Annotated in this window: 26 protein-coding genes and 1 pseudogene; 8 read left to right on the plus strand and 19 right to left on the minus strand. The window is 67.0% G+C overall.

The genetic code is table 11. From position 1 onward, the window contains the following. Positions 1–11: 11 nt before the first annotated feature. Positions 12–413, minus strand: a complete 402-nt coding sequence (locus tag IBX18_RS09630; RefSeq protein ID WP_194833360.1) for an NUDIX domain-containing protein — start codon at positions 411–413, stop codon at positions 12–14. A gap of 94 nt (positions 414–507) precedes the next feature. On the opposite strand from IBX18_RS09630, the gene IBX18_RS09635 reads away from it, so the two are divergent. Beyond that, positions 508–873, plus strand: coding sequence for a VOC family protein (locus IBX18_RS09635; RefSeq protein WP_194833361.1), 366 nt, complete (start codon positions 508–510; stop codon positions 871–873). Between the two features lie 59 nt (positions 874–932). Here IBX18_RS09635 and IBX18_RS09640 read toward each other — a convergent pair whose 3' ends face one another. Continuing rightward, on the minus strand, positions 933–1,757 hold the full coding sequence (locus tag IBX18_RS09640) for an ABC transporter permease (protein WP_194833362.1): 825 nt from the start codon (positions 1,755–1,757) through the stop codon (positions 933–935). Beyond that, a complete protein-coding gene (locus IBX18_RS09645) occupies positions 1,757–2,716 on the minus strand; it encodes an ATP-binding cassette domain-containing protein (RefSeq protein ID WP_194833363.1) in 960 nt (319 codons plus the stop codon). Before IBX18_RS09645 ends, IBX18_RS09640 begins: the two co-directional genes overlap by 1 nt. Before the next feature lie 102 nt (positions 2,717–2,818). On the opposite strand from IBX18_RS09645, the gene IBX18_RS09650 reads away from it, so the two are divergent. Beyond that, positions 2,819–3,577, plus strand: a complete 759-nt coding sequence (locus tag IBX18_RS09650) for a TetR/AcrR family transcriptional regulator (RefSeq protein WP_194833364.1) — start codon at positions 2,819–2,821, stop codon at positions 3,575–3,577. Between the two features lie 219 nt (positions 3,578–3,796). On the opposite strand, the gene IBX18_RS09655 is transcribed toward IBX18_RS09650, so the two are convergent. The 3 genes from IBX18_RS09655 to IBX18_RS09665 are packed head-to-tail and all read right to left on the minus strand — an operon-like array spanning position 3,797 to position 6,273. Continuing rightward, positions 3,797–4,903: a winged helix DNA-binding domain-containing protein gene (locus tag IBX18_RS09655; RefSeq protein ID WP_194833365.1), complete on the minus strand. Its 1,107-nt coding sequence runs from the start codon at positions 4,901–4,903 to the stop codon at positions 3,797–3,799. Between the two features lie 18 nt (positions 4,904–4,921). Next, the gene (locus tag IBX18_RS09660; protein WP_194833366.1) at positions 4,922–5,872 is read right to left on the minus strand and encodes a M56 family metallopeptidase; all 951 of its coding nucleotides are present in this window, start codon (positions 5,870–5,872) and stop codon (positions 4,922–4,924) included. Then, positions 5,869–6,273, minus strand: a complete 405-nt coding sequence (locus IBX18_RS09665) for a BlaI/MecI/CopY family transcriptional regulator (protein ID WP_306796207.1) — start codon at positions 6,271–6,273, stop codon at positions 5,869–5,871. The genes IBX18_RS09660 and IBX18_RS09665 overlap by 4 nt, the downstream gene beginning before the upstream one ends. A 142-nt stretch (positions 6,274–6,415) precedes the next feature. On the opposite strand from IBX18_RS09665, the gene dinB reads away from it, so the two are divergent. Further along, positions 6,416–7,648: a DNA polymerase IV gene (gene dinB / locus IBX18_RS09670; RefSeq protein WP_194833367.1), complete on the plus strand. Its 1,233-nt coding sequence runs from the start codon at positions 6,416–6,418 to the stop codon at positions 7,646–7,648. 111 nt (positions 7,649–7,759) lie between these two features. On the opposite strand, the gene IBX18_RS09675 is transcribed toward dinB, so the two are convergent. The 8 genes from IBX18_RS09675 to IBX18_RS09710 form a co-directional block, all read right to left on the minus strand. Further along, positions 7,760–8,356: a Uma2 family endonuclease gene (locus IBX18_RS09675; protein ID WP_194833368.1), complete on the minus strand. Its 597-nt coding sequence runs from the start codon at positions 8,354–8,356 to the stop codon at positions 7,760–7,762. Positions 8,357–8,460: 104 nt separating this feature from the next. Continuing rightward, the gene (locus IBX18_RS09680) at positions 8,461–8,874 is read right to left on the minus strand and encodes a nuclear transport factor 2 family protein (RefSeq protein WP_194833369.1); all 414 of its coding nucleotides are present in this window, start codon (positions 8,872–8,874) and stop codon (positions 8,461–8,463) included. Between the two features lie 94 nt (positions 8,875–8,968). Further along, entirely contained in the window at positions 8,969–9,391 is a 423-nt protein-coding gene (locus IBX18_RS09685) for an Hsp20/alpha crystallin family protein (protein ID WP_194833370.1), read from the minus strand. A gap of 47 nt (positions 9,392–9,438) precedes the next feature. Next, entirely contained in the window at positions 9,439–10,317 is an 879-nt protein-coding gene (locus tag IBX18_RS09690; protein ID WP_135231010.1) for a phosphoribulokinase, read from the minus strand. A gap of 30 nt (positions 10,318–10,347) precedes the next feature. After that, the gene (locus IBX18_RS09695; protein ID WP_194833371.1) at positions 10,348–11,427 is read right to left on the minus strand and encodes a class 1 fructose-bisphosphatase; all 1,080 of its coding nucleotides are present in this window, start codon (positions 11,425–11,427) and stop codon (positions 10,348–10,350) included. A gap of 16 nt (positions 11,428–11,443) precedes the next feature. After that, a complete protein-coding gene (locus IBX18_RS09700) occupies positions 11,444–12,460 on the minus strand; it encodes an AAA family ATPase (protein WP_194833372.1) in 1,017 nt (338 codons plus the stop codon). Beyond that, a complete protein-coding gene (locus IBX18_RS09705; protein WP_107656651.1) occupies positions 12,450–12,872 on the minus strand; it encodes a ribulose bisphosphate carboxylase small subunit in 423 nt (140 codons plus the stop codon). The genes IBX18_RS09700 and IBX18_RS09705 overlap by 11 nt, the downstream gene beginning before the upstream one ends. Before the next feature lie 20 nt (positions 12,873–12,892). After that, on the minus strand, positions 12,893–14,335 hold the full coding sequence (locus IBX18_RS09710; RefSeq protein WP_107656650.1) for a form I ribulose bisphosphate carboxylase large subunit: 1,443 nt from the start codon (positions 14,333–14,335) through the stop codon (positions 12,893–12,895). Positions 14,336–14,669: 334 nt separating this feature from the next. Between IBX18_RS09710 and IBX18_RS09715 the strand changes: the two genes are divergently transcribed. Continuing rightward, positions 14,670–15,539 (plus strand): LysR family transcriptional regulator, encoded by an 870-nt coding sequence (locus tag IBX18_RS09715; RefSeq protein ID WP_228540625.1) that lies wholly within the window; start codon positions 14,670–14,672, stop codon positions 15,537–15,539. An 88-nt stretch (positions 15,540–15,627) separates the two neighbouring features. Then, positions 15,628–16,485, plus strand: a complete 858-nt coding sequence (locus IBX18_RS09720; RefSeq protein WP_194833373.1) for an SAM-dependent methyltransferase — start codon at positions 15,628–15,630, stop codon at positions 16,483–16,485. A gap of 4 nt (positions 16,486–16,489) precedes the next feature. On the opposite strand, the gene IBX18_RS09725 is transcribed toward IBX18_RS09720, so the two are convergent. After that, positions 16,490–17,362, minus strand: a complete 873-nt coding sequence (locus IBX18_RS09725) for an NAD(P)-binding domain-containing protein (protein WP_194833374.1) — start codon at positions 17,360–17,362, stop codon at positions 16,490–16,492. Positions 17,363–17,411: 49 nt separating this feature from the next. Here IBX18_RS09725 and IBX18_RS09730 point away from each other — a divergent pair, with 49 nt between their 5' ends. Further along, positions 17,412–17,819, plus strand: a complete 408-nt coding sequence (locus IBX18_RS09730) for a MerR family transcriptional regulator (RefSeq protein ID WP_194833375.1) — start codon at positions 17,412–17,414, stop codon at positions 17,817–17,819. 4 nt (positions 17,820–17,823) lie between these two features. Further along, positions 17,824–17,909 (plus strand): annotated as a pseudogene (locus IBX18_RS43390) (sulfurtransferase); the annotation flags it as partial. Between the two features lie 42 nt (positions 17,910–17,951). On the opposite strand, the gene IBX18_RS09735 reads toward IBX18_RS43390, so the two are convergent. The 4 genes from IBX18_RS09735 to IBX18_RS09750 all read right to left on the minus strand — a co-directional run bounded on the left by IBX18_RS09735 (position 17,952) and on the right by IBX18_RS09750 (position 22,637). Next, the gene (locus IBX18_RS09735; protein ID WP_194833376.1) at positions 17,952–19,004 is read right to left on the minus strand and encodes a HAMP domain-containing sensor histidine kinase; all 1,053 of its coding nucleotides are present in this window, start codon (positions 19,002–19,004) and stop codon (positions 17,952–17,954) included. Continuing rightward, positions 19,001–19,672, minus strand: a complete 672-nt coding sequence (locus IBX18_RS09740; RefSeq protein ID WP_194833377.1) for a response regulator transcription factor — start codon at positions 19,670–19,672, stop codon at positions 19,001–19,003. The genes IBX18_RS09735 and IBX18_RS09740 overlap by 4 nt, the downstream gene beginning before the upstream one ends. A gap of 25 nt (positions 19,673–19,697) precedes the next feature. Further along, positions 19,698–21,395 (minus strand): serine hydrolase, encoded by a 1,698-nt coding sequence (locus tag IBX18_RS09745; RefSeq protein ID WP_194833378.1) that lies wholly within the window; start codon positions 21,393–21,395, stop codon positions 19,698–19,700. A gap of 204 nt (positions 21,396–21,599) precedes the next feature. Next, complete coding sequence (locus tag IBX18_RS09750; protein WP_228540626.1) at positions 21,600–22,637, minus strand: chitinase; 1,038 nt, start codon at positions 22,635–22,637, stop codon at positions 21,600–21,602. A gap of 271 nt (positions 22,638–22,908) precedes the next feature. Here IBX18_RS09750 and IBX18_RS09755 point away from each other — a divergent pair, with 271 nt between their 5' ends. Next, positions 22,909–23,616: a hypothetical protein gene (locus IBX18_RS09755; protein WP_194833380.1), complete on the plus strand. Its 708-nt coding sequence runs from the start codon at positions 22,909–22,911 to the stop codon at positions 23,614–23,616. Positions 23,617–23,700: the final 84 nt, after the last annotated feature.

The raw sequence follows: 23,700 nt of genomic DNA on the forward strand, positions 1-23,700 counted from the left end.
GTGCCGGTGGCTCAGCGCAATCGGCCCGCATCCACCAGATCGTCGAACAGCAACTGATCCACCGGCGGCACCAGCGCGCGATCGGCGTAGCTGAACCACGCCATTTCCTCGATCTCGCTACTGGCGGCGAGGGTGCCGTGATAGTCGGCGGTGTAGCAGCTCATCCGCACCACCAGTCGTTCGGCGGGTGCGTGCACGGCCTCGTAGGTGCCGACGTGCGCGACGGTTTCGGGCAGCAGGGCGACGGTGAGTTCTTCCTCGATCTCGCGCACCAGCGTCTCCAGATCGGTCTCGGTGCCCTCGCGCTTGCCGCCGGGGATGTAGAACACATCCTTGCCGCGCGGGCGCGCGCACAGGATCCGCCCGCCCTCGATCCGCACCCATGCGACCGTGTCGATCAGCTGCCCGTCCACCCCCGCACCCTAACCAGTGACGGGCCGGGCACTGATAGCGACACCGGCGAAAATTCGGTGTCTCCCCCAGGGAGCGCGCCACTATGGTGAACCGATGACATCGGTCAAACAGATCCAAGTCACTTTCGACTGCGCCGAACCCGAGCGCGTCGCCCGCTTCTGGTCCGAGGTGCTCGGCTACGAGCACCAAGGGACCGCAGCCGTCGATCCCACGGGTGTGGGCCCGCGCCTGTACTTCCAGCGCGTGCCCGAAGGGAAAGTGGTCAAGAACCGGGTGCATCTCGATGTGCGGGCCGGTACCGGGCTCGTGGGCGCGGAGCGCGTGGCGGCCTTGGAGGCCGAGTGTGCGCGATTGATTCCGCTCGGCGCGGTCCGCCTGCATCTGCTGGAGGCCGATGACGACAACGAGTCCTGCCTGGTGATGCAGGACATCGAAGGCAACGAGTTCTGTCTGGACTGAATGGACGCACGTTCGGTGCCCGGCAGTGCGAAACTGCCGGGCACCGAACGCTTTCTAGGTCACCGGCTCAGCCGCTGGAAACGACCCACCGCCAGCGGCAGGAACACCGCCGTGAGGATCAGCGGCCACACCGCGCCCATCAGCAGCGCGTGCTGCTCGATCCAGGAATCCCCGCTGCCCGACGGTGAACCGAACAGCTCACGCGTGGCCGCGACCGTCGAGGAAATCGGATTCCACGAGGCGATCACGCCCAGCCAGCTCGGCATCAGCTGCGGCGCAACGAAAATGCTCGAGATCATCGTCAGCGGGAAGGCGACCGCGAACAGCCCGCCCGCCGCCTCCGGGTTCGGCACCATCAGACCCAGCCACACCCCGACCCAGATCAGCGCGAACCGCAACCACAGCAACAGCGTGAAGGCCGCCAGCCCACCGAGGATGCCGCCCTCGGGACGCCAGCCGATGACCAGCGCGGTGAGCATCAAAATCGTCAGCTCCGCGCAGGCCACGATCAAATCGGTGACACCACGCCCGGCCACCACCGCCGACGGTGCCATCGGCATCGAACGGAACCGATCGATGACCCCCTTGGTGGCGTCGTGCACCATCACCGTCGCAGTGTTGATGAACCCGAACGCCATCGTCATGACGAACATGCCCGGCATCAGGAAGTCCCGGTAGTCACCGCCGCCGGGCACCGTCATCGCGCTGCCGAACACATACCCGTACAGCAGCACCGACAGGATCGGGAAGCCGAGCTGCCAGGCGATGTTCACCGGCATGCGCTGATAGTGGGTCAGCCCGCGCCGCACCACATTCCAGCTGTCCGCGACCGCCCAGTACGCCCGCGACCGGGACTTCGCGGGGGTGAGATCCATGGTTGTCATCAGGCCGCTGCCTCCGTGCTCGTGCGATGTCCGGTCAGGTGCAGGAAGACGTCATCGAGACTGGGCCTGCGCAAGCCGATGTCCTCGACCGTGATTCGTTCGTCCTGCAAGGTGCGCGCCACCTCGGTGAGCGCCCCGACGCGATCGGCGACGGGCGCGTGCACCCGCCGCAGTACCTCGTCGATGTCGGGTTCGCCGTCACAGACCCGCGCCACCAGCTTGGCCACCGCGGGCAAGTCGACGGCGTCGGCGGCGATCACCTCGATGAGGTCGCCGCCGATCGTATTCTTCAGTCCGTCCGGGGTGTTGTCGGCGATCGCGCGGCCCTGATCGATCACGGTGATCCGGGACGCGAGTTTGTCCGCCTCCTCCAGGTATTGGGTGGTGAGCAGCACCGTGGTGCCGTCGGCGACCAACGCGCGCACCGACTCCCACACCTCGCCGCGGCTGCGCGGGTCGAGTCCGGTCGTCGGCTCGTCGAGGAACAGCACCTCCGGTGCCAGGATCATCGAGGCGGCCAGATCCAGCCTGCGCCGCATGCCGCCGCTGTAATCGCCGACCCCCTTGTCGGCCGCGTCGACGAGGCCGAACTGGGCCAGCAGCTCGTCGGCCCGTTGCTTGGCGCGCTTGCCGCCCAAATGGAAGAGCCTGCCGAACATTTCCAGGTTCTGCCGCCCGGTGAGCACCTCGTCCACTGCCGCGTACTGACCGGTCAGCCCGATGCGAGCGCGCACCGCACGCGGTTCGCGCGCCACATTCAGCCCCGCCACGGTGGCGTGGCCCTCATCGAGCCGGATCAGTGTGGACAGGATGCGCACCGCCGTGGTCTTGCCCGCGCCGTTCGGCCCGAGTAGCCCGTGCACCGTGCCGCGGTGCACGGTCAGATCGAAACCGTCCAGGGCGCGTTTGTCCCCGTATCTCTTCCCCAGCCCCTCGGCGAAGACCGCGTATTCGTTCACTCAAACCCTCCGATTCGTACCGCACCCGCGAAACTGGGTACGTTGTACCCGATTAAGAGTACAACGTACCCAGTTTCTTGCCAAGCGGCTATTGTTGCCACCATGACGAGCACGGAGACCAGCGGAAGCGGTGACCTCGCACGCACTCTCGATCTGCTGTGGGACTCCGGCCCGCGTCCGAGCCGCGGTCCGAAACCGGGTCTCACGCTCGATCGCATCGTGGAGGCCGCCATCGAGGTGGCCGACAGCGAAGGACTCGCAGCGGTCACCATGCGCCGGGTCGCCACCCAGCTCGGCACCGGCACCATGTCGCTGTATCGCTACCTGCCCGGCAAGGCCGAACTGCTCGACGTGATGCTCGACCGGGTGCAGCAAACCACCGCTGAACCCGCCCCCGACGGTGGCTGGCGCGGTGCGCTGGAAGCCATGGCGCATCGCGGTCTGGCGCTGTTCCGGCGGCATCCGTGGCTGGTCGAGGTCAACCAGACGCGGCCGGTGCTCGGGCCGAGTGCGGTGGAGGGAATGGAGTTGTTCCTGACCGCGATTCGGCCGATGGGGCTGCCGGATCGGGAGCTGATCTCGGTGGTCATTCTGATCGACGGCTACGTCGGGAGTGCCGCGCGCACCCAGTTGTTCGCGCAAGAAGCCGAGCGCAAGACGGGTTTGACCAATCAGGAATTCTGGGACGCGCAGGCTCCCCGGTTGGAAGTGGCCATGGCCAGTGGACGCTATCCCGTCATGAGTTCGCTGGATGACGACGCCTTCGACGCCACCTTCGACCACTTCGACTTCGGGCTGCAACGCATTCTCGATGGGCTCGAACACTATGTGGCGCAACACAAGAAGCACAGGGCACGGTAGTCCCGGGGTACCGAGGCGCGTCACCGCCGACCCCGCCTGCGTTACTCGGTCAACCGAACTGGCTGATTCGACCTCGGTGACCGTCTCCCTCAGCCCCGAAAACCACCGGCGCAGTACGGCTTTGCGCAAAATGCCGATACGCCGACGATCTCGGCATCAGCATCGCCCAGCAGGCCGAATCCGAGTCGAGTAGGTGTGAATGCGCCGAGGTGCTGCGGACTAGCCGGCGTGCACGGTCAGCGCGTCGCGACCGAGAGCCTGAGCCAGATGCTCGACCGCCGCATCGAAGCCCTTCCCGGGCAGCGGCGCACCGTCGAACATCGCCACGGTCACCGTGTCGTCGGCGAGTTCCCACGTGCCCGCGATGCGGCCGCCGACCACCACGATCGGTGAGATCCAGCCCGCGGTGCGACTGACCTTCGCACGATGATCGCCAGGCAGCAGCACGGTGTCGGCGGTGCCCGGACCCAGGACATACTGGTCGAAGCCGCCGAGCAGGTGCACCGCCTTCGTCGGCTTCGTCGCGACGAGTTCGTCGAGGTGTTCGGTCAGCAGATAGCCGGAGCGGCCTTCGACTTCGACCTCGGTCACGGTCTCCCCCAGCTCCGAAAACCACCGGCGCAGCACGGGTCTGCGCAAACTACCGCGGCTGAGCCAGGCATCGAATGCCTCCGGCGTCGCCGGGCCGTAAGCGCCGAGGTAGGCGGTGATCGCCAGCGGTGCGGCGGCATCGGGCTCGGGCAGGCCCGGCCAGCCATCGACCAGCTGTGCCGGATCGGCGAAGGTTATCTTGCTGCCCTGGGCGGGGCCGTGACAGATCGCGCCTTGCCAGGCAAGGGGTTTGAGCAACGCGCCCCAGCCGGAGCGCAGCTGCTCACCGAGCCGATGGAACGCGGGATCCGCGATGACGGCCTCGACCAGTTCCTCGCGAGTGAGCACCGCGCCGTCGAGCACCTCGCGCACCCGCTCGGTCAGCGCCGCGACCTCGGCGGGCGAGGCGCCGAAGTTGCGCTCCCACACCGGTCGCTCCCAGGTGCGCGCCGACGCGAGCAGGGAAAGGAAAGCCGCGGCGAGATCAGGGGTGAGCGCGTGCAGCGTGCCGCGCATCGCCCACGTCTTGATCAGAGTTCGGTCGTTGAGCGCACCGACCAGCGCACCCGCTTGCGGGGCCGAACCACGCAGCGCCACCGCCAGTTCCGCGGCCGAGGTGACCTGCGCCTGCACTCCGCACAATCGGGCCACGATCTCGGTCAGCTGCGTGGCGGGTGCTGCGACGTACTGCCTGCGCAGCCGCCACGCGAAAACCTGATCCCAGGTGAGGCGCACAGGTAACTCCTTCGAACGTCAGCCCAACACGGCGCTGCAGAAGGCTACCGTGGCCGCGGCGAACGCCAGTCCGGTCACCGTTGTCGCGATCACGCCGAGCAGCGCGGTGCGGGTGGTCGCCCGCCGGATCGGGCTCACCGGATCGACCAGGCGCTCGGCCCTGGCCAGCACGGCGGTGCCCGCGGCGGCCAGCGCGCCCGAGGGCACCGGGCCGGACACGCCGAGGATCACCAGGAGTCCGCCGAGCAGCGGTGCCGAGCCGTGGGTGCGTGCCGCCTTGTCGTCGGCGCACATCTCGAGCAGCCGGGCGATCTCGGCGGCGCCCGCGGTGACCAGGCGCAGACCCGGCAGCGTGGTGGCGATCGCACGCAGTACCGCGGTCAGCGGGGCGTGCTTGCCGGAAAGGTGTGCGTGTTCGTGGGCTAGAACCGCAGCGAGCTGGTCGGGTGCCAACGCCTCGAGCGCGGCGCTGGTGACGACGATGGTGTCGGGCCGGCCCGGCACGCAATAGGCTTGGCGCTCCGGCGAATCCAGCACCAGCGCGGCCAGTCCGGGTACTCGGCGCCCGACCAGTCGCAGCGCTTTCGTGTGTTCCTGGGTGCGCTTGCGCATCTCGCGCACCACCGTGACCGCCCGGGCCACCACGGCGATTGTGCAGGTGGCGACCAGCGCGCCGACCGCGAAGGTGGCGGCTTTGGTCGCGCCGGTGCCGTCCTCGTGGATCGGGGTCCACATGATCGCGAAGCAGGCGCGCAACGCGTCGTGCGGATGTCCCCAGTAGGTGGCGAATTCGACGGTGAGCATGGTCGCCGCCGCGGCCCACGACCCGAGCGCGCCGACGATCGCGACGACCCAGGCGATGATGCCCAGCCGCGGCGCGTTACCGCGCCGGGTCAGCCTGCGCAGCACCGGCGGGCCGACCGTGGCCACGGCGCTGCCGTACAACATCAATGCGATCGCCAGCGTCATGGCGCGGCGCTCTCGGTGCCCGGCGGTGCGTCCGGGGTCTTGCGGGCGGTGAGCCTGCGTAGCGCGGCGCGCAAGCCCGCCGATTCCTCGGCGCTGATCCGGTCCACGAAATGGCTGAGCACCAGATCGGAGCGGCCGCCCGCGCCGAGTGCCTCGAGCATGAGCCGGGCGCTGTGCTCCTCGCGGGTCAGCGTCGGCCAGTACCGGTAGGCCTTGCCCGCGCGCTCGCGCGCCAGCCAGCCCTTGCGGTGCAGGTTGTCCATGGTGGACATGACGGTGGTGTAGGCGATGTCGCGCTGCGCGGACAACTCGTCGAATATCTCGCGCACCGTGGTGTCCTCTGCGTCCCGATCCCAGATACGGTCCATGATCACCGCCTCCAGGTCTCCAAATCCGCGCACCGTACCGACTCCCTCATCCAAAACGTGCCGTGCCGTCGGGTCAGCGTACCGGTTCGTCCGAATTGCTACGTAGTCAAACCGTAGATTGCGCGCGTTTTGTTCGATCACCCGGGTTCCGGGTGTCGGTGGGCTATGCGAACATATGTTCGTGTCCGACGCACCCGCCTCCCGCCCGCGGATCGTGGCGCGGGCCGAGTCGTCGATCCTGCATGCCGACCTCGACTCGTTCTACGCGGCGGTCGAGCAGCGCGATAACCCGCGGTTGCGCGGCAAGCCCGTCATCGTCGGCGGTGGGGTGGTGCTCGCGGCGAGTTATGAGGCGAAGGCGTTCGGGGTGCGCACGCCGATGAACGGCGGGCAGGCGCGGCGGTTGTGCCCGCACGCGATCGTCGTGCCGCCGCGCATGGCGGCCTACGCGGCGGCGAGCAAGGCGGTGTTCGAGGTCTTCCACGACACCACGCCCGTGGTCGAGGGCATCTCGATCGATGAGGCGTTTCTCGATGTCGGCGGTCTGCGCCGGATCGCGGGTGCGCCGATCGGTATCGCCGAACGGTTACGCGCGCGGGTGCGCGACGAGGTCGGGCTGCCGATCTCGGTGGGTATCGCCCGCACCAAATTCCTGGCCAAGGTCGCCAGCGCCGTCGCCAAACCCGACGGCCTGCGCTTCGTGCCACCCGACGGCGAACTCGAATTCCTGCACCCCCTACCCATCGAAAGACTGTGGGGCGTCGGCGAAGTCACCGCCCGCACCCTGCACGAGCACAACATCACCCGGGTCGGCCAACTCGCCGACCTCGGCGAAAGCCCGCTGCGCGCCATCCTCGGCCCCGCCGCCGCCCGCCACCTCTACGCCTTGTCCTGGGCCCGCGACCCCCGCCGTGTCGAAACCGGTGTCCGCCGCCGATCCATCGGCGCCCAGCGCGCCCTCGGCCGCGCACCCCACCCACCCGACGAAATCGAGGCCTACCTGCACGGCCTGACCGACCGCCTCGGCCGCCGCCTCCGCGCCGCCGACCGCATCTGCCGAACCGTGGTGCTACGCATGCGTTTCGACGACTTCACCCGCGCCACCCGCTCGCACACCCTGCCCGAAGCCACCGACCACACCGACACCCTCTTACAAGCCGCCCTATCGCTGCTGGCCACCGCCACGCCGACCATCGAGGAACGCGGCCTCACCCTGATCGGCCTGTCCCTGACCAACCTCACCGACGCCGACCCCTTCCAACTCCCCCTCCCCTTCGACCCTCGCGCCACCAACACCCTCGACGCCACCCTCGACGATCTGCGCCACCGCTTCGGCTCCACCGCCATCACCCGCGCCGCACTGCTACGACGCGGTGAAGGTCTGTCGGTTCCCTTGCTGCCGGACTGACACGACAATGCCGGCCTGCCGACCGGACCACCACAGTCCTGCAAGGTTGGACGGGCTGCGAGACGTGTGGTCGGCCGATGGCTCAGCAGCCTTCCGAATCAGACTGGCAACTCAGCCATCGAGCTGGGAGAAGAGGACCGTCGCCGGGAACGGACTCTCGAGAACCACCGCCTCCTGATGGGTGTCGACCAGCCGGTAGACGCGGGTCGCCCAATCGAGGCGGTACTCGTGAATCATCTTCACGTACAAGCTCGCATCCAGGTGAACCACCAAATAGACCGGGATGCCTTCGTAGGCGTATTCGGCCAGCTTGTCGACGGTGTCGGTGTAGCCCGACCCAGGCGAAACAACCTCGACAACCAGCAAGGCGTCATTCGTAGTCAGCTTCGTGCCGCGCTCGACGCAGCGATAGACGGTGACATCCGGCCGGCGAAATGAGAACGCGCCGTCGCGGTTTCGCCGCCGGGTGAAATGAACGTCGACGTCGGTCGACACACGTGTGCAGGGCTCGGCAGGCTTGGCGGCCTCGAGGTGGTTGGCGAGCCGCCGTGCTACATCGCTGTGCTCGGGCGAACCGCTCTGGCATCGAATGATGTTGCCGTCGATGACCTCGATCAGCTTGCGCAAGTCGTCCGGCAAAAGGTCGTAGTCGGCCTCGGTCATCTCCAAGGCGCCGGGATCGTCGGCCCAAACCGGTAGTACGCTCACTGGCTGCCTCGCTCGGAGAAGGGCTATCGGTCAACGGTCATGCTACGCGGCAGTGCGTCGGCGTAGCACGACCGTTCAGCTCCGAGCTGCGATTTCGTTCGCGCTTACGAGGCGGACTGGGCTTGGGTGGCGGCCAGGGCTTCCTCTTGGATACGCGGGAATTGCGCGGTCATCGCTTCGGCCATGGCTTGGGCGGCGGAGAGGGGGCGGATCATGACTGTGAGGCTGTCGATCAGGCCGTTGTCGTCGTAGTGCAGGAAGTCGCAGCCGTTGACGGTTTTGCCGTTGACGGTGGCTTCGAAGATCAGGGCGTGGTCGCGGCCGTCCGGGTTGGCGATCTCGCGCACGTACCGGAAGTCCTCGAAGACGCGCAGCACTCCGCGCAGGATCGCGGCGGTGATCGCCTTACCCGGGTAGGGCTTGAACGCCACCGGGCTGGTGAACACGACGTTCTCGGCGAGCACCGCCGCCATCGCCTCGCTGTCCCTGGCCTCGACGGCTTCGCGGAACGTAGTCATCCCTGCACCTCGCATATGCAACTCGTTGAATAGGGTCCGATCGAGAGTAACCCAGAAGCGCCACCACGAGACGAATACGGGTCGAGTGCGCGACCTACTCCATCTTCACCGGGATCTTCCGCGCAGAACTAGCGGACTCGTTCATCCGGATCCGCACGCTGAGGATCCCGTTCGCGTAGGTCGCGGCGATGTCGTCGTCCCGCGCCCCAGCGGGCAGCGCGACGGTGCGCATGAGCGATCCGTAGCGGAACTCGGAGTATCCGCCGACCGAGCGTTCTTCGCTGCGTTCGGCTTTGATCGTCAAACGCCCGTCCTGCACGGTGACCTCGAGGTCCCGATCCGGGTCGATCCCGGGGATCTCGACGCGCACGACGTGGTAGTTGTCTTTATCCGGTGCCTCTTCCACCCGCAGATCACCGCCTGAGCCGGATCCGACGAACGGCACGATCTTGCGCAGGAAATCGCCGACGCCGGCGAGGGGCGAGCGGGACTGCGTTGACTGAGGAAGCTGACTCATCATTTCCTCCTGAAGTCGGCTGCTGACCCCGTCAATTTTATCGCCGTTCAGCGAGATCGTTTGGGGCGCTTGTCCATCAACCGCAAAATCAACGGCGTGAAGATGAGCTGCATCGCCAGGTCCATCTTTCCGCCGGGGACCACGATGCAGTTGGGGCGCGACATGAACGAGTCGTGCAGCATCGACAGCAGGTAGGGGAAGTCGATCACCTTGGGATCGGCGAAGCGGATGACGACGAAGCTCTCGTCGGCGGTGGGAATGCTGCGGGCGATGAACGGGTTCGAGGTGTCCACGGTGGGCACGCGCTGGAAGTTGACGTACGTGTGGGAGAACTGCGGGCAGATGTATTTCACGTAGTCGGGCATGCGGCGCAGGATCGTGTCGATGACCGCTTCACTGGAGTAACCCCGTTCGGTCTTGTCGCGGATCACCTTCTGGATCCATTCGAGGTTCACGATCGGCACCACGCCGACCAACAGATCCGCGTACCGCGCGACATTCACCGTGTCGGTGACGGCGGCACCGTGCAGCCCTTCGTAGAACAGCAGATCGCTGCCGGGTGCGAGATCCTCCCACGGCGTGAACGTCCCCGCGGGCTGCCCGTACGGCTTGGCTTCGGAATCGTCGTGCAGATACTTGCGCACCGACCCGACCCCGGTTTCGCCGTAATCGCGGAACAACCGCTCCAGTTCCTCGAGCAGATTCGCGTCCTCCCCGAAATGGGAGAAGGTGAGGTCGCGATGCTGTTCGGCCTCGGCCAGCGCCAGCTTCATCTCGTTGCGGTCGTAGCGATGAAACGAATCACCCTCCACGACAACGGCATTGATGCCTTCTCTGCGGAATATCTCCTGAAAGGTCCGCGTGACGCTGGTCGTTCCCGCACCGGATGACCCGGTGATCGCGACGACGGGATGCTTGACCGACATGGCACCTCCTCGATGGCCGGACAACAGATTTCAGTGCGGCGCGGGCCGGAACAGCGAACGCGTCCCGAACAACGAGCTGTCGAAGATGTGCCCCTCGTCGGGCTCGCTGTGATAGCGCTCGATCCGCTCGACCTCGTTGCGCGACCCGAAGATCAGCGGCACCTGGTGATGCACCTGCTCCGGCGGCACCTCCAGCACCCGCTCACCCCCCGTGGTCGCCCACCCACCGGCCTGTTCGACGATGAACGCGATCGGATTGGCGCCGTAGAGCAACGACACCCGGCCGGGGCGCGCCGGCGGTCGAGTGTCGTGCGGATACAGATAGACCCCGCCCCTGGTCAGAATATGAAAGGTGTCCGCGACCAGCGACGCCACCCAGCGCATATTGAAATCGCGCCCACGCGGACCTTCCACGCCGTCGAGGCATTCGTGCACATACCTGCGCACCGGCCGCTCCCAGAACCGCTCGTTGGCCGCATTGATCGCGAATCCGGAGGTGTCCTCGGGAATGCGCATCCGCGGATGAGTGAGCACGAACGCGCCGATCTCCCGGTCCAGGGTGAAACCGTCGACACCGCGGCCCGTGGTGATCACCAGCATGGTCGCGGGCCCGTACAAGGTGAACCCCGCACACACCTGGCGCACACCCGGTTGCAAAAAATCTTCGACGGCGGGTGCGCCATTGTCCCGCTCGGGAGACCGCAGCACGCTGAAAATCGTTCCGACGGGCAGATTCACGTCGATATTGGACGACCCGTCCAGCGGATCGAAGGCCAGCAGATACTTGCCGCGCCGATGCGCGTCGGGCACCGGATGAATGGTCGACATCTGCTCCGACAGCAACGCCGCCAGATGCCCCGTCCACTGGGTTTCGGCCACCATGATGTCGTTGGCGATGGCATCGAGCTTGCGGTGCACGGTCGGCGGCAGGTTGTCCGGCTCGGCCGCGCCCAGCGAGCCGACGATAGCGCCCCTGGTCACCTGGTTGGCGATGATCTTCGTCGCAGTCGCAACGACATTCACCAACGCGGAGAACTCACCGGAGGAGCCGGGGTGCCGGTGCTCCTCCTCGATCGTGTAGCGGGTGAGCGTCTTCAGTCCCTCTGGCATGGGCGCCTCGATCTCGTCACGCTGGGGCCCGTGCGCTCGGCCCGTCCTGCGGTGCGGTGCTGTCGGTGAATACGCTGCTGCCGTAGACATCCTGGTCGGTCAGCGTGATCAGATCGGTCTTGCGCAGCGGCCTGCGCAGCTCCACCAACCGCTTGGCTTGGCGCAACCGGCAGCGGTCCAGCGCGTTGCGCACGCTGCGCGCGTTGGAGAACCGCGGCCGGGTCATCCGCAGCGCGAGGTATTCGGCGAAGGCGGTCTGCGCGGGCTCGTCGAAGCGAAAGTTCTCCCGCGCCACCATGAGATCGGCGATGCCGAGCAGCTCCGCGTGGGTGTAGTCGGCGAACTCCAGGTGATGGGCCACCCGCGAGGACAACCCGGGATTGGCGGAGAAGAACCGTTCCATCCGATCCGGGTAGCCCGCGAAGATCACCACCATGCTGGTTCGCTCGTTCTCCATCTCCTGCAACAGGATCTCGATGACCTCCTGCCCGTAGTCCCGCTCGTTCTCCGGCCGGAACAGGTAGTAGGCCTCATCGATGAACAGCACCCCGCCGGCCGCCTTGGCCAGCGCCTCCTTGGTCTTCGGCGCGGTGTGGCCGATGAACTGACCGACGAGGTCGTCGCGGGTTACGGTGTGCACCTTGGGTTTCCGGATGTAACCCAGCGCGTGCAGCATCTCGGCCATGCGCAGTGCGACGGTGGTCTTGCCGGTGCCCGGCCCGCCGGTGAAGCTCATGTGCATGGTGGGCCGCGACGCACTCAGCCCGAACCGCTGCCGGGCCCGGTCGATCAGCAGCAGCGCCGCGATCTCGCGCACCCGGCGCTTGACGTTGGCCAGGCCGACGAGTTCGGCGTCGAGCCTGCGCAGCGTGTCCTCGACGTCGTTGCCCGCGATATCGGTCGACAGATCGAGTACCGCGTCGTCGTCGAGGATCTCGGGCTCGGCCGCCGCCTCGGCGGGCTCGGCCCGCACCGGCCTGCCGTCGCCGGTGCCGGGACGGTGCAGCCGGAAACCGTTGGCCTCAGCCGCCATACCGCTGTCCCCGGCGGTCGTCGGTGGCGTACGAGTGCAGGCCGTACTTCTGCTGCCGATCCGGACCCTCCAACCGGGTGAGCAGGAAACCCGGTTCGTCCGCCGGGCGCTGCACCAGGAAACTCAGCGCCGTGGTCTGCCTGCCGAAGCGGGCGTCGTAGGCGAGCACCCGGATGTAATGGTGCGGGAAAGTCGCACGGCAGGCGTTGATCTCGGCGAGCACACCGTCGGGCTCGTCCAGATCGAACAGCGGCAGCCCCCACATCTCCCAGTAGGCGTTGCGCGGATGCGGGTCGTCGGTGTATTCGATGGACACCGGCCAGCTGTTGAGCAGCGCGTAGCGCACCTGGGCGGAGATCTCCGCGTCGGTGAATTCCGGCAGATACGAAAACGTTCCGTGACGCAGGTACATGGCTTGGGCTCCAAGGGGTTTCAGCGAGTGGCCGTCGGCACCGCATCGGGCGCGTCGGTGGAGGTGTAGTCGAAGGTGACATCGCCCCAGGTCGCCAGCGCGACGTCGAGCGGGCGGCAGATCTCGGCCGCCTTGCGCAACACGTCGGGACCTTCCTTCAGCAGATCGCGACCTTCGTTGCGGGCCTTGACGACCGCCTCCAACGCCACCCGGTTCGCCTCGGCGCCCGCCGCGATACCCAGCGGATGCCCGATCGTGCCGCCACCGAACTGCAGGATCACATCGTCACCGAAAAGATCCAGCAGCTGGTGCATCTGCCCGGCGTGGATACCGCCGGAAGCCACCGGCATCACCCCCGGCAGGCTCGCCCAATCCTGATCGAAGAAGATGCCGTTGCCGAGATTGGCCGGAATGTGGTTCTCCCGCAACGTGTCATAGAAACCTCGGGTCGTCGCCGGATCGCCCTCCAGTTTGCCGACCACCGTGCCCGCGTGCAGATGATCGACGCCGATCAGCCTGCACCACTTGGCCAGCACCCGGAAGCTCACGCCGTGCGTCTTCTGCCGGGTGAAGGTGGAATGCCCGGCCCGGTGCAGGTGCAGCAGCAGTCCGTTGCGGCGCGCCCAGTGCGACATCGACTGCATCGCCGTGTATCCGACGGTGAGGTCGATCATGATGACGACGCTGCCGAGCTCCTTGGCGAACTCGGCCCGCTCGTACATGTCCTCCATCGACGCCGCGGTGACATTCAGATAGTGGCCCTTGAGTTCTCCCGTCTCGGCCATGGCGCGATTGACGCCTTCCATGGCGAACAGGTAGCGGTCCCGCCACCGCATGAACGGCTGGGAGTTGATGTTCTCGTCGTCCTTCGTGAAATCGAGGCCCCCCTTGCACGCCTCATAGATCACCCGGCCGTAATTGCGTGCCGACAGACCGAGTTTCGGTTTCACCGTGGCACCGAGCAGCGGGCGGCCGTATTTGTTCAGATACTCCCGTTCCATCACCGTGCCGTGCGGTGGACCCTGGAACGTCTTCACATACGCCACCGGGATCCGCATGTCCTCCAGGCGAAGCGCCAGCAACGGTTTGAAACCGAAGACATTGCCGATCACCGAGGAGGTCAGGTTGGTGATCGAACCCTCTTCGAAGAGGTCGAGATCGTAAGCGACATAAGCGAAATACTCGCCCGGCCGCCCCGGCACCTCATCGACCCGATAGCACTTGGCCTGATACTTCGAGTGCGCCGTCAACCGGTCGGTCCACACCACTGTCCAAGTCGCCGTGGACGATTCGCCCGCGACCGCGGCCGCCGCCTCGATCGGATCAACTCCCGGTTGCGGTGTCACCCGGAATACGGCGAGCACATCGGTATCCGACGGCTGATAGTCCGGCGCGTAATATCCCATCGACGCATACGATTGAACACCCGGATCCCACCGGTCCCGCTCGGTCGCTTCGGCCATCGTTCCTCCTGGGATCGGGTTGTGCCCCTTGCGAATTCCAGGATGACGGCCGGGTAGACAACAAACAATTTGATTGTTCCTGCGAAAGCTCAACGGAAAAGTCAGGTTTCGCGCGAACTCGGCAGGGTAAGGAGCGCTGCGGGCGTCGGAAAACTTCCGGAACCGCCGCGAGTACCCCGGGACGCGCACCGTCCCGGGGTACTCGAGCGCGACGCGGAAGGGGAGTCACGCGCCACGGTCGGGTTGACCTCGACATCATCGATGTTTCCACACATCACCGCCCTCGCATCGACGTCAATTCCGTTGGCACCAGAGTCACTGCTACCGTCGGCGGATGGGAGCGGTCAGTGCGGCCAGGATGGAAACATTCCTGGTGGTCGCCCGGCTCAGCAGCATCCGCCGCGCCGCGACCCAGCTGCACATCACCGAGGCCGCCGTCTCCGCCGCCGTCGCCCACATCGAGAAACAGCTGGGCGCCAAGCTGGTCGCCAAATCCGGGCGCGGCATCGCGCTCACCGAAGCGGGCCGCATCTACGCCGAGTACTGCCGCAGCATCCTGGGCCTGATGAAAGAGGCGCACGCCGCGGTCCAGCAGGCCGAGACCGGGCGACTACGCATCGGGGTGGTGGCCACCGCGGGCGAATACGTCCTGCTGCGTCCCCTGGCCGCGTTCCGCAACCGCTACCCCGACATCGAACTCAGTTTGTCCGTGCATCCGCGCGATGTGCTGTTCCTCGAATTGCAGCACCACGAAACAGATCTCGTCATCGCGGGCCGTCCGCCGCGTAACACCGGGCTGGTCATCCGCGCTCGAAGACCCAGCCACCTGATCGTGGTCGGGGTCGCCGATCAGGACCCGCTGCGCACCACCTGGTTGCTGCGCGGGCGCGGCTCGGGGACCCGTGACGCCACCCTCACTCTGCTCGACCAACTCGAAATCAGCCCGCCCACCCTAACTCTCGGCAGCCACGGCGCTGTGCTCGCCGCCGCCCGAGAAGGGTTGGGCGTCACCTTGATTCACAGTGACGCCGTCTCCCAGGACCTCGAATTCGGCGTCCTGCGCATCCTGTCCGTCACCGGCACGCCCATGGATCGTCCATGGCACGCCATCACCACCCGCACTCCGACGCCCACCACGCGGTTGTTCCTCACCCACATCCTGGACCCCGACGAGGTCGGCGCCGACGCCTTCCACCCCGCGTAATAGCCTCTGGCGCAGCACTTCTGGGTCGACTTGTGACGTGATGTGTACCACAAGGCCGACTGGTCGGTGCTGTGTCAAACTGAGCCGCATGGTTGGCGGAGAAGCACCTATCTCGAACGTGTCGGACACCGCCCGGTGGGTGGCCGCCTACCGGGCCCGCGAAACGGCACGCCCCGATGCGCTGTTCCAGGACCCGCTGGCCGACCGGCTCGCCGGCCCCCAGGGGTACGCCATCGCCGACGCCGCACCGAGCATCATGCGCAACGGCTGGCCGGTGATCGCCCGCACCAAACTCATCGATGACCTCATCACCAAGTCCATCGACGAGGGCTGCGACCGGATCCTGAACCTGGCCGCCGGATTGGACACCCGCCCCTACCGTCTCGACCTGCCCGCCGACTTCGTCTGGGTCGAAGCCGACCTCCCTGAGATTCTCGAGGAGAAGGAGGCCAGTCTCGCCGGCGAAACCCCGCACTGTGTGCTGATCCGCCGGTCCGTCGACCTCGCCGATCCCGAAGCGAGAGAGAAGTTCCTCGACGAGGCGCTCGGTGCGATCGGGCCGGTCACCGCCCGCGCGAGCAAGGCGCTGGTGCTCACCGAGGGGTTGCTGTTCTACCTCGACGTCGACACGGTTACCGACCTGGTCCGTGCACTGACCAGGTCGGAGGTCGCGTGGTGGATGGCCGACACCAACCTCGGCACGCTGCGGATGCGTTCGGAATCCCTGCTGGAGAACGCGCCGATGAAGTTCGAGCCGCCGGGCGGGCTCACCTTCTTCGAGGAACTCGGCTGGCAGCCGCTGGAGGTGGAAGAACTGCTGGTGCACGCGCGCAAATACCGCCGCGCGCCCTGGTTCTTGCGCCCGTTCACGTATCTGGCCGCGCCCGACCTTCGCAAGCCCATGCGCCGTCCATGGTCCGGGGTGATCCGGTTCCGTCAGGAGTAGCCGGTTACGCGGGCTTGCTGAACTCTTCGATCAGCACCGGGTACTGCTCGCCACCGTGTCCGGCGGCGATCGAGCGGTCGGCGATGGCCTTGAACAGCTTCGGCAGTTCGGCATTGACGCCGAGCGCCTCGCTCTCCTCGATCAGATGCGTCATCGCCCGCACGTCGGTTGCCAAGGCCGACGTCTCCGCGGTGAACGAACCCGTGTCGATCTGCTCGGCATAGCCCGGCAGCCAGCCGGCCACCCCGACGGCCATCTGCTGGGCGAACGAGGCGTACGTCGCGGCGTCGACACCGGCTGTGCGCAGCATCGCCGTGCCCTGCAGCCAAGCGTTGAGCACGCTCCACATCATCGCCAGGCCCGCCACGTCGTACAGCGAGGCCAGCCCGTGATCCGCACCGAGGTAGGAGATCGTGCCCAGCGCTTCGAGCGTCGACCGGTGCGCCTCGAGGTCCGACTCCGGACCGCTGTGCAGAATCACCGCCTCGTCGGTGCCGATCGCCGGCGGGAGGGCCATGATGGCGCCGTCCAGGTAACGGGCACCGCGCTTTTCGGCCCACAGCGCTGCTTCCCGGGCTTGTGTCGAGTCACCCGAGGTCAGGTTGATCAGCGTCGTTCCCTCGAGATCGGCCGCGTCGAGCAGCTCGTGCACGGCGTTGTAGTCGGTGAGGCAGATGATCGTCAGACTGCTGTTCGCGAGCGCCTCGCCGACCGTCGGCGCCAGGCGTGCCCCCTCGGCCACCAACTCGTCGGCCTTGGCCGCCGTACGGTTCCACACGGTCGTCGGATGCCCCGCCTTCAGGAACGCCCCCGCGAGCGCCTGCCCCATCAGCCCGAGTCCGATGACTGCCACAGATGTTTCGGTTTTCTTGTCCATGGCAGCATCATCAACGTTGATACCGGTATGAAGGTCAAGTGAGGTCGCGATGCGCATCGGGGAACTGAGTCGTCGAACGGGCGTCAACGCCCACCAACTCCGCTACTACGGCGCCCAAGGTCTTCTCGAAGCCGACCGTAACCCCAACGGCTACCGCGAGTACGACGAATCCGCCATCCTGCGCGTCAAACAGATCCGCCACCTCCTCGGCGCAGGCCTGTCCTCCGACGACATCGCCTACCTCCTCCCCTGCGCCGTAGGCGAAAACCCCGAACTCCCCGGCTGCCCCGAACTCCTCACCGCCATGCGCACCCGCCTCCAACGCCTGGACGACCAAATGACCAAGCTCGCCCAATCCCGCGCCGCGTTGGCCGACTACATCACCGCCGCCGAAGAATCCGCCAGCGAAACCTATCCGCCGTTCGACGGCACCGAGTTGGAGTGCATTCCCGCCTGAACCGGCGGCGTTGGCCGTCGTCGGCATCAACGCGGCGCTGTATCCGGGTTCCTGGTCGCAATGGTCGACGACCCGAAGCGGCCCGTCGCCGACGCTGACGCGGGCAGCGAGGACGCCGCCTGCTCGACTCCGCTACCTGCGCAGGCAGAGACGGAATTCGGCACCGTCGCCGCTCGGGCCCGGTGATCGCAGCGTGAGTGTCCCGCCATGGGCGAGGGCGACCTGCCGGGCGATCGGCAGGCCGAGTCCGCTGCCGTCCGAGTCGTGCGCACCACGCCAGTTGCGGTCGAAGACGCGGGCTTGGTCCTCGGGCGGGATGCCCGGGCCGTGGTCGGTGACGATCACTGTCGCGTCCGTTGCGCCGACTTCGACGGCCACCTCGATCAGCGACTCGGCGGGCGCGTACTTGACCGCGTTGTCGACCAGGTTCGCCACGGCGCGATGGATGGTCAGCTCGTCGACCGAGGCCGCCGCGGTCGGCGGGGCGGTCAGCGTTAGCCGACTGCCCTTGGCGGCCGCGGGGATGCGGAACTCGTCCAACACATTTCGAGCGATCACCACGAGGTCGGCGCGTTGCCGGTCGAGAGTGCGGGTGCGGCCGCGCGCGTCGGCGAGTAGCTGCTCGATCGAGACCGACATCCGGTGCGCGGCGGTCCGCGAGCGGGCCAGGCCTGCTCGATAGATCTCGATCGTCGGTTCCGGATGTGCCAGCAGCACGTCGGCATTCATGGCCAGCACCGACAACGGTGTGCGTAGTTCGTGGCTGGTTTCCTCGACCAGTTGCCGCTGCGCATCCGCGGCGTGTTCGAGGCGGTCCAGCATCGCGTCGAAACCGGCGGCGAGGGAGACCAATTCCGTCGGACCGTGCTGCAGGCCGATCCGGCGGCCGAGATCGGCGGCCCCGATTTCCTCGGCGACGGCACGCACCCGCTCGATCGGCCGCACGGCCCGCCCGGCCCACCACCAGGCCAGGCCCGCCGCCGCGGGGGCCAGGATCAGCGCGGTCCACAACACCCAGGGCGGCCGGTCGGCCGACGAGGTGACCAACTCCGCGCCGTCGCGGGCGACGACGGATTCGTCGCGGGTCAGGAAGAACACCGAAAGCAGCAGCAGTACGGGCAGGTAGCTGGTTGCGAAGCCGAGCACCGCCAGCTGCACCCGCAGCGACCGCCGCCACTCGGTCATGTGGTCGCCGCCAGTCGGTAGCCTGCCCCGGTGATGGTGGCGATCGGCTGCGGATCGCCGAGCTTTCGGCGCAGGCGACAGAGGATCACCCGCACCGAGGTGGTGAACGGGTCGGCGTGTGCGTCCCAAACATGTTCCAGCAGTTGTTCGGTGGGCAGCACCTCGCCCGCGTGGTACATGAAGTAGCGCAGCAGCGACAGCTCCCGTGCGGTGAGCGCCAACTCCCGATCGCCGCGCCACGCTCGGTGGGCGGCGAGATCGAGGGTGAGGTCGCCGACTCGCAGCGTCGAGTCGTGGTTGTCCCTGCGGCGGGCCAGCGCCCGCAACCGTGCCGTCAGTTCCGCGAAGTCGAAGGGCTTCACCAGATAGTCGTCGGCGCCCGCGTCGAGTCCGGCCACCCGATCGGCCACCGCGTCGCGGGCGGTGATCACGAGCGATCGTGTCGGACACCGCAACTCCGGATCGACGCCGAGCCGGTGGAGCAGGTCCAAGCCGTCACCGTCGGGCAAGCCCAGATCGATGCAGGCCACGTCGAAGTGGTTGGTCCGCAACAGCAGATCCGCCGCCGCGTAGCTGCGGGCGAGGTCGACCGCGTACGACTCGTTGCGCAGACCGAGCGCGAGCAGGTCCCCGAGTTCGGTCTCGTCTTCCACCAACAGGATGCGCATACCCAAGCCTGGCAGTAGTTCCCGGTCAGCGCACCCGTGCGGCGCTGCGCGCACCGGCGGGGCCGTCGATTGTCATCGTGTCCGCTTTGTCGAACCGCACCGTGCGGTCGGCGCCGCGTCCGGTCGGATCGTCCGGCCGGTACTCGGCGCCGTCCGGTCGCAGCAGCAGGGTCGGCGGCGCGGCATCGACCTCGGCGGCGGCGATACCGCCCGCCTTGTCGAGGGCGTACCAGAACAGGTGCTCCGTACTTCCGGAGTTGATCTCGACGTAGGTGCGTAACTCGTTGTCTCGAACCACGGTGCCCGCCAAGGTCACTCGGTCGATCGGGCCGACACTGCGCTCGATGCTGCCGCGTTCGTCGCGGCCCGCTGCGGTCTGCGGCGCCACCAGCATCGACCGTACCGCCGCTTCGTGCTCGGCGACCTCGTCACGCGAAAAGCCATCTGGCAGTGGGAACAGCGTCTCGACGGCATCGGCGCCGCGGGCCGCGATGGCGAGCCGGTCCTGCGCCGCCGACACCGTGAACATGCCACCACTGTCGAGTCGATAGGTGCCGGTGAGCGCCGCGACGGCTGCGGGATCGACGTCGTTTCCAGCTTGCGGCAACGGCAATGGCGCGCCGGTGACCAGCGCCGTACCGACCGCGTCGAGCAGGTCCTCGGCGCTCACGTCGGCGGTGTTGGAGCCGAATGCGATCACCCGCCCGCTCTCCGGCAACACCGCCACGACCACGTTGAGCCCGGTGCCACCGCCGCCCGCCGAGGCGTAGGCGGGCTCGCCGTAGCGCGCCCGGTCGAACGCCACCCAGCCGGGGATTTCGGCGACGCCGTCGCCGCGGTCGAAACGCAGCGTGGTCAGCGTCGCGGTGGCCGCCGCGGTGAGCACCTGCCCACCGAACAGTGCGTCGGACCACCGCGCCAGTTCCGCCATCGTCATCGCGATGCCGCCGTTGCCCTCGACCGCCCAGTACGGCCCGCCGAAATCGGTGCCGTCACCGGCCGATCCGTCCTCCCGATAGCCGACGACGCGCGGCTGCGGCGCGGCGGGTTCGCCATTCCAGAAGCCGGCCGCTATCGGCGCGCCGGACACCTTCAGCAGTCGCGAGGTCACATACTCGCGGTAGCTGAGCCCCGAGACTTTTTCGATGATCAGCGCGAGCAATGTGTAGCCGGCATTCGAGTACAGAAATGCCGTGCCGGGCGCGAAGGCCAGTTCCAGCGAACCCATTGCTTCGGTTGCCGCGGCACGGTCGAGCGGAACATAGTCGCTGCCATGGGATCCGGTGAGTCCGCTGGTGTGCAGTAGCAACTGGCGGACCGTCACCGTGGCCGCCGGGCCGGTCAACTCCGGAAGTAGGTGGCCCGCAGGCGCATCGAGCTGCACTACGTTTTTGTCGGCCAGGTCGAGCACCGCGGCCGCGGTGAAGGCTTTGGTCACCGAGCCGATACTGAAGACGGTCCTGACCTCGTTGGGTGCGCCGGAAGACCGATCGGCGATTCCATACGCGGCCCGGCACACGGGTTCGCTGCCGACGGAGATCGCAACAGACCCACTGAATCCAGCGTCCGCCCACGCATCGAACGCCGCTTGCATCGCCGGGTCGCACCCCTCGATCGACCTCGGCCCACCCGGCGACTTAGGCCCACCCGACGACACGTCGGAGGTACACGCGCCAACGGCGAGGACGGTGACGGTAACCAACAGGGTCAGAAGTCGAGGCACCCGTCGAACATACGAATCGAACCGTGAACACACTGTGAACGAGGGCGCCGGTGCAGCGGGTGGATCGCATCGGACGTCTTGACGCACCGTGCACTCTCCTGCCGCACGCTGCAGCATGCGTCAAGAGCACACAACCAACGTCAAGTGGGCGGGAAGCGACCCGCTGGCCGTGGTGGTCAGCGGGTCGGGGGGGGGGGACTGGGCTCAGCGGCCTTGGAGGGACTTGACGTTGTTGCCGAAGGTCCAGTTGCGGGAGCCGTCCCAGTTGATGGACCAGGTCATCAGGCCTTTGAGGGCGTTGGTGGGGCCGGTGCCGTAGTGGTTCCAGGCTTGGGCTACCAGGGCTGGGGACATGTAGCCGCCGCCTGCGCCGGGCTGGGCGGGGAGGCCGGGGGCTTGTTTGTCGTAGGGGACGGTGATGGTGGTGCCCTGGATGGTGAGACCTTTGGCGAGGCAGTCGGTTTGGGCGATGAAGCCTTGGACGGTGCCGGCCTGGTAGGAGTCGCCTGCGCAGCCGTACATGCTGCCGTTGTAGTACTGCATGTTGAGCCACCAGAGGCGGCCGTTGTCGGCGTACTTCTTGATGATCGGCAGGTAGGCGCCCCAGATGGAGCCGTAGGCGACGCTGCCGCCGGTGACGTAGGCGGTTTCGGGGGCCATGGTGAGGCCGAACCCGGCGGGCATCTGGGCTAGCACGCCGTCGATGATGCGGATCAGGTTGGCCTGGGAAGCCGAGAGGGTCTTGATGTTTCCGCTGCCGACCAGACCGGTCTCCAGGTCGATATCGATGCCGTCGAAGTTGTACCGCTTGAGGATCGGCACGATGGTCGCGATGAACCGATCGGCGACCGCACTGGAACTGAGGTCGATACCTGCGGCCGCGCCGCCGATCGACATCAAGATGGTGGCGCCGGCGGCCTTGGCTTGGCACATCTCGGCGGGAGTCGCGACCTTGACGGTCGGTTCCATGCCGTCTTCCCAGCGCGCGGTGCCGTTGGATTCGATGACCGGGAACGCCGTGTTGAGCACGTTATAGCCGTGCGCGGCGATCCGCGCGTCGGTGATCGGAATCCAGCCCATGCCCGGGTGCACACCGTTGGCCGCGCCGTCCCAACTCTCCCAATAGCCCTGCAGCACTTTGCCACTCGGCTTCGGCTTGGTCGGACAGACATCGGCCGGTGCCGCGGCAACACCCGGCGCGACCGCGACCACCATGGTGCCGATCACCGCCAATACGGCCATCAAATATCTGAGCATTACCGAGCGTTGGCCGAGTCCACGCGAGCCACAGGTGGAATTCATAACCAAGTAGAAACACACCCCCGCTGATCAACTCCAATGGCGACAACTGGGGAGAGGTTGCCCTACGGCAACTGGTTAGCGGGGGGCGCGACACGGGGGTCGGTTTGCCACCGATCCGCAGTACCGGTGGTATCGAATAAGGATGGGTCGGGTGCGCCGATTTCTGGGTTCATCAGGCATGACCGTTTTTCACTCAACTATGGAGGTGGTCGTGAAGGCTGTTACCCGCGTGCTGGCGTCGACGATTGCTGTTGCCGCCGCAGTTCTCGGCTCAGGACTCGCGCCCGCCGCTGCGGATCCGCCGTGGGACGGCCAGTGCGAACCCGAAACCGTCACGCCGGCGAACGGTCAGGATGAGGCACTCGCCAAAGCTCTGATCGTCCAGCACTGCCAACGCGCATACAGCGCCGCCGCGCGGCACGCCCTCATATCGGACGCCAGCTCTGTCCTTTCCGGCGCTGTCAATGCTGCCGCCGAGGATGCCAAGAAGGCTGCCGACGATGCGGCGAACAAGGCAGCCACAGCTTCCACCAAGGCCGGCGAGGCTGCGGCAAAAGCCAACGACGCCACGACAACCAAGGGTGCCGCCGAAGCCGCCGCCCGGGCTGCTACCGGCGGTGCGACCGACGCCGACGTCGATGCTGCTCTCGATAAGGCCGCCGCTGCCGCGGGTGTTGCCGCCTCGAAGGCGGGCCAAGCCGACAAAGCCATGCAGGCCGTGACCCGCATCTACGACAAGTCCTCCGCCGCGTCCAAGGCAGCCGAGGCCGCCGGGGGCGATCCGGATGACGTTGATCTGGCCAACGAGGCCGCCGACGCTGAGAACCAGGCCGTCGCAGCGTTCGCCGATGCCATCGCGGTCCTTGAAGTCCAAGGCCTGGAAATCGACGCCACCAAGATCGCGCCGGTCAAGAAGTAGCTCGCCACACAGGCCGCTTGGTGTAGTGGCCGCACACCTTCTAGGTTCCCGCACACCGACTCGCCGCACTGACACGCGTGCGGA

Origin of the sequence: Nocardia sp. XZ_19_369, assembly GCF_015355715.1 — a bacterium.
Lineage (GTDB): Bacteria > Actinomycetota > Actinomycetes > Mycobacteriales > Mycobacteriaceae > Nocardia.

Bases quoted from the DNA above. Each gene is read 5' to 3' on its own strand.
- IBX18_RS09635 (WP_194833361.1), top strand. From the start codon at position 508: ATGACATCGGTCAAACAGATCCAAGTCACTTTCGACTGCGCCGAACCC.
- IBX18_RS09640 (WP_194833362.1), bottom strand. From the start codon at position 1,757: ATGACAACCATGGATCTCACCCCCGCGAAGTCCCGGTCGCGGGCGTAC.
- IBX18_RS09650 (WP_194833364.1), top strand. From the start codon at position 2,819: ATGACGAGCACGGAGACCAGCGGAAGCGGTGACCTCGCACGCACTCTC.
- IBX18_RS09660 (WP_194833366.1), bottom strand. From the start codon at position 5,872: ATGACGCTGGCGATCGCATTGATGTTGTACGGCAGCGCCGTGGCCACG.
- dinB (WP_194833367.1), top strand. From the start codon at position 6,416: ATGTTCGTGTCCGACGCACCCGCCTCCCGCCCGCGGATCGTGGCGCGG.
- IBX18_RS09680 (WP_194833369.1), bottom strand. From the start codon at position 8,874: ATGACTACGTTCCGCGAAGCCGTCGAGGCCAGGGACAGCGAGGCGATG.
- IBX18_RS09685 (WP_194833370.1), bottom strand. From the start codon at position 9,391: ATGAGTCAGCTTCCTCAGTCAACGCAGTCCCGCTCGCCCCTCGCCGGC.
- IBX18_RS09690 (WP_135231010.1), bottom strand. From the start codon at position 10,317: ATGTCGGTCAAGCATCCCGTCGTCGCGATCACCGGGTCATCCGGTGCG.
- IBX18_RS09695 (WP_194833371.1), bottom strand. From the start codon at position 11,427: ATGCCAGAGGGACTGAAGACGCTCACCCGCTACACGATCGAGGAGGAG.
- IBX18_RS09700 (WP_194833372.1), bottom strand. From the start codon at position 12,460: ATGGCGGCTGAGGCCAACGGTTTCCGGCTGCACCGTCCCGGCACCGGC.
- IBX18_RS09705 (WP_107656651.1), bottom strand. From the start codon at position 12,872: ATGTACCTGCGTCACGGAACGTTTTCGTATCTGCCGGAATTCACCGAC.
- IBX18_RS09710 (WP_107656650.1), bottom strand. From the start codon at position 14,335: ATGGCCGAAGCGACCGAGCGGGACCGGTGGGATCCGGGTGTTCAATCG.
- IBX18_RS09715 (WP_228540625.1), top strand. From the start codon at position 14,670: ATGGGAGCGGTCAGTGCGGCCAGGATGGAAACATTCCTGGTGGTCGCC.
- IBX18_RS09720 (WP_194833373.1), top strand. From the start codon at position 15,628: ATGGTTGGCGGAGAAGCACCTATCTCGAACGTGTCGGACACCGCCCGG.
- IBX18_RS09725 (WP_194833374.1), bottom strand. From the start codon at position 17,362: ATGGACAAGAAAACCGAAACATCTGTGGCAGTCATCGGACTCGGGCTG.
- IBX18_RS09730 (WP_194833375.1), top strand. From the start codon at position 17,412: ATGCGCATCGGGGAACTGAGTCGTCGAACGGGCGTCAACGCCCACCAA.
- IBX18_RS09735 (WP_194833376.1), bottom strand. From the start codon at position 19,004: ATGACCGAGTGGCGGCGGTCGCTGCGGGTGCAGCTGGCGGTGCTCGGC.
- IBX18_RS09740 (WP_194833377.1), bottom strand. From the start codon at position 19,672: ATGCGCATCCTGTTGGTGGAAGACGAGACCGAACTCGGGGACCTGCTC.
- IBX18_RS09750 (WP_228540626.1), bottom strand. From the start codon at position 22,637: ATGGCCGTATTGGCGGTGATCGGCACCATGGTGGTCGCGGTCGCGCCG.